Here is a 12828-nt window from a genome sequence, read left to right as displayed (position 1 = left end):
TACTATTTCTTGAGTGTTACTGGCGAATGAGCGAACTTGCGCCAGCTAACCGCAGGTTATGAAAAAACAACAAAGCGGCTGTGGATCAGGCTCTGTTAAGGGTTTTTCTACAGGCTCGTTATATGCCAAAAGCTTCGAATTACATTCATAGAAAGGAAAATTATGTCAGCAAATATAGCAAGTAGGTTAGAAACAGGAACTCCTTTCCTTAAGGATTTAATTGCTGATATTAACTCTGGGCAAATAAAGGTTCCTCAGTTTCAACGGCAGTTTGTCTGGAAAGAAGAACAGGCACTAAAATTACTTGATTCGATTTCAAGCAACTATCCCGTTGGAAGCTTACTGCTCTGGAGGACAAAGAATTCTTTAGCTGTCGAGAGAAACATTGGAGCATTTAAGTTGCCAGAGACTGATGACATGTCTCCAACAGATTACGTCCTTGATGGTCAGCAAAGACTCACCGTTATCTATTCTGCATTAGGAGCGTTGGAAGGTCAGAATGGCTTTGATGCTGTCTATGATCTTAACGAACAGTGTTTCATGGAAGCACCAGAAGAATTTAGCCAAACTCAGTTTCCACTTCGAATCATCTATAACACTACTAAGCTGTTAAATTTTCGTTCTGGATTAGTTAGCTATCCAAACGCTGATGTGTTGCAGGCAAGGTTGGATGGTCTAATCGATGTTATTACCAACTACAGAATACCTGTTGTAACTTTGAAAGAGCTTACTGTAGAAGAGGTTTGTCCAATCTTCGAAAGAATAAATAGTTCTGGAACTCGCCTTTCTACATATGACTTGATGGTTGCAGCGACTTGGACAGAAAATTTCGATCTAAATGAAGAGGCTCAGAAAATTGCAACATCTTTAAAACCAAAGGGTTTTGATGACATAGACGGAAATACTGTTCTCAAATGTCTTTCCGCTATTAAGCATAAAGGCATCAAAAAAGATCAGGTATTGTCTTTAAGAAACCTTTCTAAAGACGACATGGACTCACTAGTTGAAATAGCAAAAGATGCTCTTTTGAAAACAGTAGATTTACTGAAGACAGAATTTAAAATTTACAGCTGGGACTTTCTACCTTATGAAGCAATTGTAGTGGTTCTTTCATATGTATATTCAAAAAGAAAAACACTAAGCCTCGATGACGTTAGGCGGGTTAGGCAGTGGTTTTGGCTAAGCGCGTTCTCTGAAAGATATAGAGGCGCTTCAGAATCATTCATTTCTCAAGATTTAGAGGCCATTGATTCATATATAGTTAACGGTGAAGAGCCAAGAAAATCATTCGGGAATATCCCATCGCTAGATAACTTTAAGAAGCTTGCGTTTAGGAGTAATAACTCGCGGTCACGTGCCCTTATAATTCTATTGGCGTTGAAATCGCCAAGAAATTTAACCAACGGTGCACTAATAGATCCTGAGATTGCCCTGTCAAACTACAATAAAAAACAGTTTCATCATATATACCCCAAAGCCCATCTCAAGCGGATTAAAGCTCCTGGGGAACACAATAGCTTAGCAAACTTCTGTATGCTCGCAGCTTCAGAAAATAATACCATTAGTGATGATCATCCTAATGAGTACTTGCCAAGGTTGATTGAAGAGCTCGATGGTGAGGTTGATCGAGTATTTGATTCAAACTATTTGCCAAGTCCAGATAATGTAGACTATTCAAGTTTGGAATTTCCAGAGTTCTTGGACGCAAGGGCTAGGTTAATGCTTGAAGATATAAATAGACTCGCGAGTGGTGAGAGTATATAAAAAGCGCACGTTGTCGGACAGGTTTTCCGCTGCGCTCCAAACCAGACGCAAATGCAAGCGTTAGATTTTGAGGGGAATCTATGAAAATCAAAGTATTTTTGGCAATTTTGGTACTTAGTATTTTGACAGGCTGCGCTACAACGGCCAATTATGAAAAAATATTGGACAGTTGGGTTGGGGTAGATGCAAACCGGCTCGTAAGCTCTTGGGGCTATCCTCAGAGCTCTTTCGAAGCACCGAATGGAAATACTGTGTACGTGTACGGGAGTTCCGGCAGTTATACGATGCCGACTCAAACTAACACTACATATAACGTCATTGGTAATACCGTTTATGGAAATTCAACCACTACTGGTGGCCAAACTCTAAATTTTTGGTGCAGAACATACTTTGAGGTCAATGATTCGAAGCAGATTGTTACTTGGCGCTGGGAAGGCAACAACTGCAAAGCTCGGTAAGTTGAGCTCAAGTATGGGTGAAGGTTCCAATTAATAAAAAGATGGAATTATCAATGATGAACTACAAAAAGACGTTGTTTTGGGCGCTGATTCTTCCCTTGGTTTTCTCAGCTCAAGCTAATGCAGATGGTAATGAGCTTCTCCAAAAGTGCAATAAAGCGGTCCAATTTATGGATAATCCCCCTAAGAATCCAGATTTTGGGTCAATCGGCTTTTGCCTCGGGATGATGCAAGGAATCACGAATTTGAATTCGGTCTATGAAGTTAGATTGTCTGATGAGGCTCTTTTCTGCGGGCCAGAGGACGGTATAAACAATGGGCAAGCTACACGGATAGTTGTTAAGTATTTAAAGGATAACCCTCAGGCATTGCATCAACACGAAGGGGTACTTGCAATTGCTGCATTTATGGATGCATATCCCTGCGATTAAGTAAAATAATCTAACAAAGCCAGGCACGGCGACGCCTACTACATTGCGGCTTCGCCTTCGTTCCATAGCCGCGCATGCTGGCAGCGTTATAAGTCTAAATCAGCATGGAGTAAAAATGACAGAATCATGTAGTTGCGGCGATAAAGCTGAAGTTGGCGCAACAGTAGAGTTTCAATGCAAAACGTGTGAAAGCGTTATAGAGAAGTTTACGATTAAAAAACCACTTAAAGCAGCTGGCATAGCTGCCATACTTGCTTATGGTGGAAGTCAATTTATTGATTACGCAATAACCGACAATCGTTATCCGCTGGACGTTGAATACTCTGTTTTGGAGGCTTGCTCTAGCTCATATAAAGAACCGTTATCCCATAGTAGCTATCGCTCGAAGAAGAAGTTATGTCTTTGTGCTTTAGAGGACACAATGAACGAGATTTCTTATATTCGATACAAGGTAGATGAAAAAGGCTTTTTAAAAGCATTTGAAGAAAATGCAAAGTCATGTAAGTAGCTTGAGCAAGCCCAAGCTACTTCTTATTTAATCACCTAAATAATCATCATTGTTAGGATTATGTGCGTCAGCCCAGTCATCCATATCAGCGTCATTATTTGGGTTGTTAATGTCGGACCAGAGGTCTAACTCCTCGTCAGACATGTTTGATGTATCGGGCATAAATCCTCCTATTTGCTTTTTGGTGGATTATTGCCTCGACCACCACCAGAAGGATTGCCGGTTTTACTTGGCCCGTTGGGTGGGGGATTCGAACCTGATTGACTTGCTGCCGATTGTGCTCTTGCAGCGAATGACCCTTTCGGGACGACTCCACCGTTTGCTTTTGCCGTCGAAGACTGAATTCGGGCAGCAGCGGCTTTGGACATAGAGCTTTTAGACATAATTTACTCCTATTGAGCTAAAGAATACTGCCCCCGCTGGGACAGTCACTTAAAGGTAACAGAGGTGCCAGAGACAAATGGGGACAGCAGAGCTTCAGGAAGAAATTAAAAAGATGCTAGGCAAGTTAAAGTGGTCACAAAAGAGGCTCGGCCGTGAACTCTATTATGTGAAACATGATGACGATGATGCTTTGGAAATTAGTCGTTATGAAGAAAAAGCGAAGAAGGATCTCGTAAGAAAAAGCACCAAGCCTGAAGTATTGCAATCTTATCTGGATATAATCGTCAAACATGATGAATTTCAGAAGCTTGATCTTATAATTCCAGCATACCAAAAATTTGGTGTACTAAGCGATAACATGGAGAGTGGCATGTATAGTATTTCAAAGCTAGTTAGTAAACTGGCTTCTGAGTAAACTAATTATAACAAGGCGCTGCTGTCGGACAAATTTTACGCTGCGCTTCAACTTTGCCCGTGTGGCGGGCGTTATATTTCTCGGAGAAATTATGGATAACTGGCTGTACACGGAAGTTCTTAAAGAAGATGATCTCCGAGTTCCGACATTTGCTAGGCAAAGCACCATTAATTGGATGAAGGCTCTTCGCTTCGAAATAATAAACGAACACGGAAGCTCAACTAAAGAACAGTTCGAATCTTGCCTTAGGCATTTCAAGGCGGTATACCCCAAGAAGCTGGTTCCTTTGAATAGCAGCTATATTTTCGAGTCGTTATACTCGTCACTTACTGGTAGCCTTTCTTTGCAAAGCTCTGCTAAGAATTTCTGCAAAGAGTCATGGGTGCTTCCTAGCGCAATTGTTAGCTGGTATTACTCAGTGTATTTTTCGGCATTATCAATGTTCGGATCTACAGGCCAATCTGTTGACGATAACCATGCATCAGTTTATAGGGCATTTGGTTCAAATTTGAGCGATCAAATGCCACACCCTCTAAACATGAAAGCAACACATGTAAAGAACGAAGAATATAGCTCGTTGTTTCCTCAGTACCCAGAGGCCAGTAGTTTTAGCTTGAGTAAAACATTCCCTGAGACTGAAGAATCCGCAAAAGGTATGATCCTCGAATATCTTTCAGGAAATGCCAAATACTACACATGGCTCACCAAAGATAGAATTCTCAAAAAAGCTGATTTTAGTGATTTTAGAACTAAAATCGCCAAAGAAGAGAGAAACAGGCGGCTTCCCAAAACGGTAGCCTTTATGCATTGTGCATTTCGATACAGGGGAAAAGCCAACTATCGCGATGGTATATATCTTACTTACGGGAAGGCCTCGGCCGATGAAACGAAAGAATTTCTCGAAGATATGAAGGTAGTTTCCCAGTTTGCATTTATTGCTGCTCTCGCGCTAGCCCATAGATCACCTCTTAAAACTGAAGTAGTTAAGTTCCTTGAGGATGTAGACAAAAACCTTAAAGGTGTAGATTGTATGAGCAGTGATGAATGCTTTTGGAGGGTGCTGTGAATCAAAATATAACAAGCGCAAGCAGTCGGAAAGTTTACTCGCTAGCGCTCCTAAATTTCCGCTGTTGCGGGCGTTATGGGTCTACGGGAAATTCTATGAAGTTTGGTGTTACAGTCCTTGCATCCGCAGTAGTATTCTCAGCCGTATTCGCACTGGCTATGACGAATGGTTGGCTGCAGGCCATATTTTCTTATAGAAATTTTGGATGGCTCGGAATTGGGGTTCTCTATTTAGAGATTAGTGCAGTAATAGTTGTTCTATTTTTTATATATGGCTTGTTCTTTGGCCCAGCCCCAAGGGTTCTCGCCGCTCTGTATGCTGGCTGTGTAGCTTTGTTGGCAATGATTGTATCGCTGGGATTTCAATCGTTACATGAACAGTCAGAACTGGAAAAACGTTTGAATGCCCATGAGGAAGCCTGTGATGAGTATCCGCAACTATGCCCAGAGCGGAAAAATCCATAACAATCACAGGTACGGCGACGTTTACTACATTTTGGCTGACAGTTCGGGAGTTATGTAGATGCCTAAGCCATTGCTGATGCTGCTTGGAATTATCTCGATCGGGGTTGGAGTGTGGGGATTGGTCAGTGGGAAAGTGATTGCAGGCTCTCGAGGCCTGCAATCGAACTTTTACACGAAACAAGACAGCCCGCTCTTGTACTACAGCTTCATCTTTATCTACTTCGCTGTTGGCTTTCTCGTCCTGAGCCAAACCTTGTGACAAGTTTGGGATGGCCGTGCTGCCAACATCAAACCTTAGCTCTGTGGTCTGATCAGGTACTTCTCTCCCGTAGCCTGTTTGCCGTACACCGCCATCGCATCCAGCTGTAAAGCACCAGCCAGGGATACTTCGTGAGTGTAGTGGCTGGCGAACGTGGTTTTGATCTCGGCGGCTATGCGCTTGCGCATGGCGATGGCGGTCTCCTTGTTCAGTTTTCCTAATGCATTAAACAGTAAAAAGCCGTTTACGCCCCAGGCAAAACCAAAGCTGCGGTTTATCGTGATAGGGCCGCGATCCAGCCCACCATAAATATAAACCTGTTTATAAATGTCAGTTCCATACACGCTGTATTCGGTGCTGTTGCGAGATACGGCGGTTTCCATGCAGGTGAGAATGTCGCTAGCCAGACGACCGCCTCCGATAGGGTCGAATGCGATGGTTGCGCCGGTTTCGATCAGTGCTTGGGTCAGGTCTGCCATGAAGTTGTCGCTGCTGGAATTAACCACGTATTTGGCACCCAATTCCCGCAACAAGGTTTCCTGTTCTGGCTTGCGGACGATATTGACCAGGTCGATGCCGTCGGCGATGCAGATGCGGTTGAGCATTTGCCCGAGGTTGGAGGCGGCGGCAGCGTGAACGATGGCCTTGTGACCTTCAGCGCGCATGGTCCCCCTCTGTCAGCCTTGTTGTCCAGTTGGCAATTTCGCCTGAATTTAATCAGTTGGGGCGGCATGGGAGCATTCATGCCACGTTATTCCGAAGAACGTAAAGCCGCCGTGTTGAAGAAGTTGTTGCCTCCGCAGAACCGAAGTGTCGTGTCGGTGGCGGCAGAGGAAGGCATCTCCGATGTGACTCTGTATAGTTGGTTGAAACAGTGTCGACAACAAGGAATGCCCGTGCCAGGTAATCGTAATACCGGGGAAGACTGGTCCCCTGAGGCCAAGCTAGCCGTTGTAGTGGAAACGGCCTCTATGTCCGAAGCCGAACTCAGTGCTTATTGCCGTGAGAAAGGCCTGTATCCAGAGCAAGTGCAGCGCTGGAAAGAAGCTTGCCTGCAAGGCGCTGGCATGCAGCCAGACCGGGACAAAGTCGCTCAGAAGCAACAAAGGGATTCCCGGAAAACCATCAAAAAGCTGAAGGCCGAAGTGCGCCGCAAAGATAAAGCTCTGGCTGAGACGACGTCGCTTCTGGTGCTGTCAAAAAAGCTCGAAGCCTTGTACGGCGAAGATCCGGACAGCGACGAGGATATCTGACACCGCTGGATGAACGTGCAAGGCTCTTGGAACTGTTCGATGAAGCTGTTGCCGGTGGTGCAGCCCGATACAAGGCCGCAGAGTTGATCGATATGAGTGAGCGCACATTGAAGCGTTGGCGAGGTGCTAACGGCACCGTTGCAGAAGATCTGCGTCCGGAGGCAGAGCGGGCTGAACAGCCCCATAAACTTACACAGGCCGAGGAGGTGGCCATTCTGAGTGCGTGTAATCAACCCGAGTACAGGAGTTTACCGCCCTCCCAGATCGTGCCGTCGCTGGCCGACAAGGGGCTTTATCTGGCATCGGAATCCTCGTTTTACCGGGTGTTGAAAAAGCACCAGCAACAAAACTACCGAGGGCGCATGAAGCCACCTCGCAAGGTGCCGGAACCGACCAGCTTCACGGCGACAGGCCCGAACCAGGTCTGGAGTTGGGACATTAGTTATTGTCCTTCAGCGGTGCGTGGTCGGCACTGGTACCTCTACCTGATCATGGACATTTACAGCCGCAAGATCATTGCCTGGGAAATCCATGAAGCGGAGTCGGGAGAGCTGGCGAAAAAGCTGGTTGAACGCGCTCTGCTGCGAGAGGGCTGCTGGCACAAACCACCGGTGTTGCACTCTGATAATGGAGCGCCAATGACGTCTTATACGCTCAAGGCCCGGCTGGCCGATCTGGGCATGCTGATGTCGCACAGCCGCCCGAGAGTGAGCAACGATAATCCATACTCGGAATCGCTGTTCCGCACGGTCAAATACTGCCCGGAGTGGCCCTCAAAGGGCTTTAAATCGCTCACGGCTGTGCGTGAATGGATGCTGGCGTTTGAGTACGCCTACAACGAAAGGCATCTGCACAGTGGCATCAACTTCGTGACACCGGCAGATCGGCATCGTGGTGTTGATCACCAGCGCCTGGCGCATCGGAAAATGGTTTATGAAAGAGCAAAGCGTCGGAAACCTCAGCGCTGGTCTGGCAACACCCGGAACTGGGAAGTCACCGGTCCGGTATCGCTCAATCCTGGCAAATTGCAGGAAGTTGAGCTTAATAAATTAGCTGCTTAGGTGTAGCTATTTGGACAACTGGGTTGAAAATCGCCGTGGTTTCGACCATGGTTAATGCGGTCAGCGGGTTAACAAAGCTTGAAGCGCCTTCGGCTGCCGTCGTACCCGGCTCCAGTTCCAGACAGCTTTGCACCTTGGTACAGAGATATTTGCGGTAGCTGCCACCGCCAATGAACGCAACGGTTTTGCCCAACAAGCTTTGCGCCGCGGCGGATGAGCCCGCAGCTACAACTGTACCCGCCCCTTCGTTACCTACGGGTATAGGCTTGCTAATCCGTTTTTCAACGGCACCCATGAACTTGGCCGGAACATCGGCACTGATAACCGGGCGATCGGCGCTACCGGATTGGCTGGCCGTCGTCATATCAGCCGCGCTGAACATCACTCCCAGGTCAGACGGGTTAATAGGAGCAGCTTCGATGCGGATGACCACCTCGTTTTCGCCGGGCTGGGGAATCTCGATCTCGCGCAGGGCAAGTTCCAGTTTGTTATCTTCGCTAATGGTGGAAATAAGTTCGATGTTGGTGTCCGACATTTTCTTCTCCTGAAAAAGTTAGGCCGTCTGTCACTTCGCTGGACTGCTTGATCGTAGCGGTAAACTGAGTTCAGATTAGCACTTCACCAAGTATTAATGTTCAACTGCCCTCTAATAGCACCGACAATGAGCTGAAGGGGGCGAGCTTCTGCTTTATTATTACAGGCGGGTACGGACGCTGAACTTATACACAAGGAAGTCATCGATCATGGCAAAAAATCGCGGCCAAAGTGGGCCGATTGAATCAAGGTTGATCAGTCTCTTCGCATCGCTATTCTTCTCTATCCCAACCGCAGCGTTCGTTTGGCTCTGGGCAAACCTGGAGCTGGCCGTCTATTGGGATGGCTTTCTCAGTAGTAGCTACCTTGTCAGCTGTATCATCGTATTTGCTGTATTGGCGTTGCTGCTCCCGCAACTCTTTCCATCGATTCTCGGGGCTGTTTGGCGCGCTATAGCCAAAGTTTGGGGCTGGTGGGGTTGGTAAACACGGTAAGGCATCCCATGAAAACAATAGGTCTAATTGGCGGAATGAGCTGGGAGTCAACACAGACTTATTACCGCCTGATCAACCAGAGAGTCAGAGACGAACTCGGCGGGCTCCATTCGGCAAAACTTGTTCTCTATAGTGTGGATTTTGCGGAGATTGAGGCGCTGCAGCACCAAGGGGATTGGCAGGCAACAGGGGAAATACTGGGATCAGTCGCCCAGTCGGTTGAATCGGCAGGCGCAGAATTTTTGGTTCTCTGTACGAACACGATGCATAAAGTCGCTCCCCAAATTGAACGCTCAGTAAACATCCCCCTACTCCACATCGCAGATGCCACGGCCAATGTGCTCAAACAGGATGGGATAACCTGTGTAGGACTGCTGGGAACACGATTTACTATGGAGCAGACGTTTTACCTTGGGCGTCTTCAGGACCAAGGTATCCAGGTTGTTGTGCCAGATGAGTCTCAAAGAGAGCGTGTTCATTCGGTGATTTACAATGAGTTGTGCCAAGGTGTGATCAAGCCTGATTCAAAAGCCATGTACCTCGATGTTGTCGCATCATTGGCTGAACGCGGTGCGCAGGGCGTCATTTTGGGATGCACGGAGATAGGCCTTTTGATTCAGGGCTCGGATACAGAGGTCAAACTGTATGACACCACGGAAATACATGCTGAGCAGGCGGTTCAGTATGCCTTGGGGAGGATTTAACCAGAGGCTGCTGCAAGCGCACGTTATCGGGCCGTCACTTATTCCAACGTTACTACCAAGGAGCGGGTTCTTTTGTCTGAGTTGAAAACCGTTGGTCTATTCCTCGTAACCGCTCTAGCCGAGATTGTTGGCTGTTACCTGCCCTACCTCTGGCTTAGGGAGGGTAAAACCATATGGCTCCTGGTGCCAGGCGCGCTAAGCCTTGCGGCATTTGCCTGGCTGCTTTCGTTGCATCCCACGGCTGCAGGCAGAGTTTATGCGGCCTATGGTGGCGTTTATATCTTCACGGCCATTCACTGGCTATGGACAGTAGATGGCATTCGGCCGACTACCTGGGATCTGGTTGGCTCCGGCGTTGCCTTGGTAGGTATGGCTATCATTATGTTTGCACCGCGCGCTACATAATCATCCCAGCTTCGCTTCAAACCCGAATTGTACGGGCAACAACTAGAGATTCGCGACCACACAGACCTTTGCAATACTCTGTTAAATGTATAGAAAATGCCAAAAGCGATTGCTATGGTCTCGCAGCATCTTAGATACGGTGCCGCAAAATCTGATAACTATGAAATTTAAGGAAGAATAATGGGAAAGATTATTTTAGCGAGCTCTTTTGTTGCGTTGATGGCAGCTCCAGTATTTGCATCTGCTCAAGGTAATGTGCAACAAGCCTATGCGGGTTTGAATTATGCATTTGTTACTTATGAAGAAGAAGGGCTCTCGGAAGACATAGACTTGGGTGCGCTGGTCGCCAAAGTGGGAACCAAAGTCAATCCCTATTTTGCAGCCGAGTTGCGCGCGGGTTTTGGCGTTGCTGATGAATCCGCCAGCGTTGGCAATGTTAGCGTTAAAGTTGAAATTGATTACCTTGTTGGCGGCTATGGCGTGTTGGGCATTCCAAACGAAACGCCGATCTATCCTTATGTTGTTTTGGGCTTCACCAAGGGTGAGCTGACGGCTTCTGCTAAAGGGCCAGGCGGTTCAGCAAGCGTTTCTGCGTCTGAATCTGATATCTCTTACGGCGTTGGTGCGAATTTTGACCTTAGCAGCAATGTTCAGATGAATGCCGAGTACATGAGCTATATTGATAAAGACGGTGCAGAAATTTCTGGTATTTCTGTCGGTGCTTCTTATCTCTTCTAATGCTGTATTGATATAGCCGGCCATTTAGGTCGGCTTTTCAGATTAATATGAAACAGAAACCGCAATCCCAACCAAACGTTGCTACGCAGGACCCTGTGGTTTTGTTCGATGGCGTGTGTCGACTTTGCGCTGCATGGGCTCGCTTCCTCATTAGGTTCGATAAAAAACGTCGATTTAAATTAGCGACCGTTCAATCACCAGAAGGCCAGGCGATTCTTCAGTCCCACGGTTTCCCGACGGACTATTACGAAACCATGCTGCTTGCCGAGGGGCCGGATATTTATACAAAATCTACTGCCTTTTTCAGGGTAATGCGTGAACTGCCTTGGCCGTGGCCATTGGCCTGCATTGGTTGGGTTGTGCCGTCAGTGATTCGAGACTGGCTCTACGACCGAATTGCCTTAAACCGCTACAAGCTGTTCGGTCGCTACGATGCTTGTGTGATTCCCAACAAAGATCATGATTCAAGGTTCCTGGGTGAATAGTCCACTTTTAAGCTACGCAGTATGCCGGGGCACCATTGCTTTTATCTGGTTCTATCAAGGCTTGATTCCGAAATTGCTCTACCCCCATGAGGATGAGCTGGCAATGAGCATGGCGGCAGGGTTTTCACATTCTGGTGCAGTTCAGTTGGCCACTATCGCTGGGGTGTTAGAGATTGCCATGGCCGTTGTTATCTTGATATTTTGGCGACAGCGTTGGCCGCTGCTGCTTACATTAGCCGCAATGGTAGGCTTGCTGGCATTCGTAGTGCTGGTTCAGCCCTTACTTCTGGGTGGCGCGTTCAACCCTGTAACAACAAATGTTGCTGTCGCCGCGCTTTCAATTGCCAGTTTGCATCTTCTGCAAGTAACTGAGAGATAGTTAACGCTGCGCCTCGGTATGCTGCACACCACGCATCAGGACTTTTTAAAAAAAGGAAGCTTTATGCAGTGCCCCAAATGTAGAAATATTGATTTGAAGCCTACGAGAATGGAAGAAGGACTTCCCGTTATGGGGTGCCCGGAATGTGAGGGCTCTTTGCTGTCACTGCTCTACTATCGTGATTGGGCGGAGAGAAACCAGCCCATCGGCGAGAGTGAGGAAATTGACACAGATGTCACCGTGGAAAGCGATGCCAAAACCGCCCTTTGCTGCCCAAAGTGCAGCAAAATAATGACTAAATTCTCTATATCGAGCGACCATAAAAACCGTATTGATCTTTGTAATTTTTGTGATGAAGCATGGCTGGACGGTAGTGAATGGAAGCTGCTCAAGTCATTGGAGCTTGCCCACAAGCTTCCCAAAGTTTTCACCGACCAGTGGCAAAGGAATGTGCGAGGGGCAAGGATGGAATCCATGAAGTTTGAGCGGTTAAAAAGAATCGTTGGTGAAGATGATGCAGCGAAAGCTGTAGAGGTGAGAGACTGGCTTAAAAACCATGAGAAGAAATCACCCATTGTTCAGTTCATAGGTTCGGATTAACACGACCTACTCCCGAGCAGTTTGTAGTTGGCTATAAACGCCTGGGACAAGGCTAACTTTCGAAACAAGGAACGTGTATGAAAAAGTGGATTCTGGCGTTGGTATTGTTCAGTGGTACGTGTTTTGCCCAAGAACCTGATAAAGCACCGGAACTTTGGTCCTGGTTCAAAGATCTCGACAAGTCTGCTGCAGCTTGTGAAATTCAGAGCTCTTTTGCCCTTCAAAAGATTGGTTTGCAAAACCAGGTCGAGAACGAATACGGGATCTACGGAACCTACAAAGGCAACCGAGTGGTCGTGAAATGCCTGGCTATGGGAGAAGGCAAAAGCAAGGTGTGGGTGGCGGTTGCGGGCAACGACCGAGATGCCGTTGAGCTGGTTCGAAACATGATCGTAAAGGAGATCATTTAGCGAATCGCATAATCAG

The 12828-nt window shown here is 47.0% G+C and carries 18 protein-coding genes and 1 pseudogene; 16 read left to right on the top strand and 3 right to left on the bottom strand.

Annotation, left to right across the window (positions count from 1 at the left end; translation table 11 throughout):
- Window positions 1-162: 162 nt before the first annotated feature.
- The 3 genes from FE848_RS14680 (at window position 163) to FE848_RS14670 (ending at window position 3161) form a co-directional block, all read left to right on the top strand.
- Window positions 163-1764, top strand: coding sequence for a DUF262 domain-containing protein (locus FE848_RS14680; protein WP_200204534.1), 1602 nt, complete (start codon window positions 163-165; stop codon window positions 1762-1764).
- 511 nt (window positions 1765-2275) lie between these two features.
- On the top strand, window positions 2276-2653 hold the full coding sequence (locus tag FE848_RS14675) for a Rap1a/Tai family immunity protein (protein WP_200204532.1): 378 nt from the start codon (window positions 2276-2278) through the stop codon (window positions 2651-2653).
- A gap of 115 nt (window positions 2654-2768) precedes the next feature.
- Entirely contained in the window at window positions 2769-3161 is a 393-nt protein-coding gene (locus FE848_RS14670) for a hypothetical protein (RefSeq protein ID WP_200204530.1), read from the top strand.
- A gap of 27 nt (window positions 3162-3188) precedes the next feature.
- Here FE848_RS14670 and FE848_RS18910 read toward each other — a convergent pair whose 3' ends face one another.
- Window positions 3189-3323, bottom strand: a complete 135-nt coding sequence (locus FE848_RS18910) for a hypothetical protein (RefSeq protein WP_265091943.1) — start codon at window positions 3321-3323, stop codon at window positions 3189-3191.
- 298 nt (window positions 3324-3621) lie between these two features.
- Here FE848_RS18910 and FE848_RS14665 point away from each other — a divergent pair, with 298 nt between their 5' ends.
- From FE848_RS14665 to FE848_RS14650, 4 genes are all read left to right on the top strand, one after another.
- On the top strand, window positions 3622-3960 hold the full coding sequence (locus tag FE848_RS14665; protein ID WP_200204528.1) for a hypothetical protein: 339 nt from the start codon (window positions 3622-3624) through the stop codon (window positions 3958-3960).
- A 91-nt stretch (window positions 3961-4051) separates the two neighbouring features.
- Window positions 4052-5026: a hypothetical protein gene (locus FE848_RS14660; protein WP_200204526.1), complete on the top strand. Its 975-nt coding sequence runs from the start codon at window positions 4052-4054 to the stop codon at window positions 5024-5026.
- A gap of 95 nt (window positions 5027-5121) precedes the next feature.
- Window positions 5122-5490, top strand: coding sequence for a hypothetical protein (locus FE848_RS14655; protein ID WP_200204524.1), 369 nt, complete (start codon window positions 5122-5124; stop codon window positions 5488-5490).
- 58 nt (window positions 5491-5548) lie between these two features.
- Window positions 5549-5749 carry a hypothetical protein gene (locus FE848_RS14650; RefSeq protein ID WP_100640324.1) on the top strand — a complete coding sequence of 67 codons (201 nt, stop codon included), beginning with the start codon at window positions 5549-5551 and terminating at the stop codon, window positions 5747-5749.
- Between the two features lie 35 nt (window positions 5750-5784).
- Here FE848_RS14650 and FE848_RS14645 read toward each other — a convergent pair whose 3' ends face one another.
- Window positions 5785-6414 carry a hypothetical protein gene (locus FE848_RS14645; protein WP_227715367.1) on the bottom strand — a complete coding sequence of 210 codons (630 nt, stop codon included), beginning with the start codon at window positions 6412-6414 and terminating at the stop codon, window positions 5785-5787.
- A 78-nt stretch (window positions 6415-6492) separates the two neighbouring features.
- Between FE848_RS14645 and FE848_RS14640 the strand changes: the two are divergent.
- A pseudogene (locus tag FE848_RS14640) lies at window positions 6493-8063 on the top strand (IS3 family transposase).
- On the opposite strand, the gene FE848_RS14635 reads toward FE848_RS14640, so the two are convergent.
- Window positions 8044-8598 (bottom strand): alcohol dehydrogenase catalytic domain-containing protein, encoded by a 555-nt coding sequence (locus FE848_RS14635; protein ID WP_227715366.1) that lies wholly within the window; start codon window positions 8596-8598, stop codon window positions 8044-8046. The pseudogene FE848_RS14640 and the gene FE848_RS14635 sit on opposite strands and share 20 nt — an antisense overlap.
- A 208-nt stretch (window positions 8599-8806) precedes the next feature.
- Here FE848_RS14635 and FE848_RS14630 point away from each other — a divergent pair, with 208 nt between their 5' ends.
- From FE848_RS14630 to FE848_RS14595, 8 genes are all read left to right on the top strand, one after another.
- Window positions 8807-9082: a hypothetical protein gene (locus tag FE848_RS14630; RefSeq protein WP_200204522.1), complete on the top strand. Its 276-nt coding sequence runs from the start codon at window positions 8807-8809 to the stop codon at window positions 9080-9082.
- A gap of 17 nt (window positions 9083-9099) precedes the next feature.
- Window positions 9100-9795 carry an aspartate/glutamate racemase family protein gene (locus FE848_RS14625; protein ID WP_200204519.1) on the top strand — a complete coding sequence of 232 codons (696 nt, stop codon included), beginning with the start codon at window positions 9100-9102 and terminating at the stop codon, window positions 9793-9795.
- Window positions 9796-9867: 72 nt separating this feature from the next.
- A complete protein-coding gene (locus FE848_RS14620) occupies window positions 9868-10200 on the top strand; it encodes a YnfA family protein (RefSeq protein WP_200204517.1) in 333 nt (110 codons plus the stop codon).
- A gap of 180 nt (window positions 10201-10380) precedes the next feature.
- Entirely contained in the window at window positions 10381-10938 is a 558-nt protein-coding gene (locus tag FE848_RS14615; RefSeq protein ID WP_200204515.1) for a porin family protein, read from the top strand.
- A gap of 47 nt (window positions 10939-10985) precedes the next feature.
- On the top strand, window positions 10986-11423 hold the full coding sequence (locus tag FE848_RS14610) for a thiol-disulfide oxidoreductase DCC family protein (protein WP_200204513.1): 438 nt from the start codon (window positions 10986-10988) through the stop codon (window positions 11421-11423).
- Complete coding sequence (locus FE848_RS14605; RefSeq protein WP_200204510.1) at window positions 11416-11802, top strand: DoxX-like family protein; 387 nt, start codon at window positions 11416-11418, stop codon at window positions 11800-11802. The genes FE848_RS14610 and FE848_RS14605 overlap by 8 nt, the downstream gene beginning before the upstream one ends.
- A gap of 18 nt (window positions 11803-11820) precedes the next feature.
- Entirely contained in the window at window positions 11821-12402 is a 582-nt protein-coding gene (locus FE848_RS14600; RefSeq protein ID WP_200204508.1) for a zf-TFIIB domain-containing protein, read from the top strand.
- Between the two features lie 77 nt (window positions 12403-12479).
- The gene (locus tag FE848_RS14595) at window positions 12480-12812 is read left to right on the top strand and encodes a hypothetical protein (RefSeq protein ID WP_200204505.1); all 333 of its coding nucleotides are present in this window, start codon (window positions 12480-12482) and stop codon (window positions 12810-12812) included.
- Window positions 12813-12828 lie beyond the last annotated feature (16 nt).

Origin of the sequence: Marinobacter sp. 1-3A (assembly GCF_016597775.1) — a bacterium.
Classification (GTDB): domain Bacteria; phylum Pseudomonadota; class Gammaproteobacteria; order Pseudomonadales; family Oleiphilaceae; genus Marinobacter; species Marinobacter xiaoshiensis.
Note: the sequence above shows the minus strand (reverse complement) of the source record. Positions and strands in the feature narration are given on the sequence as shown.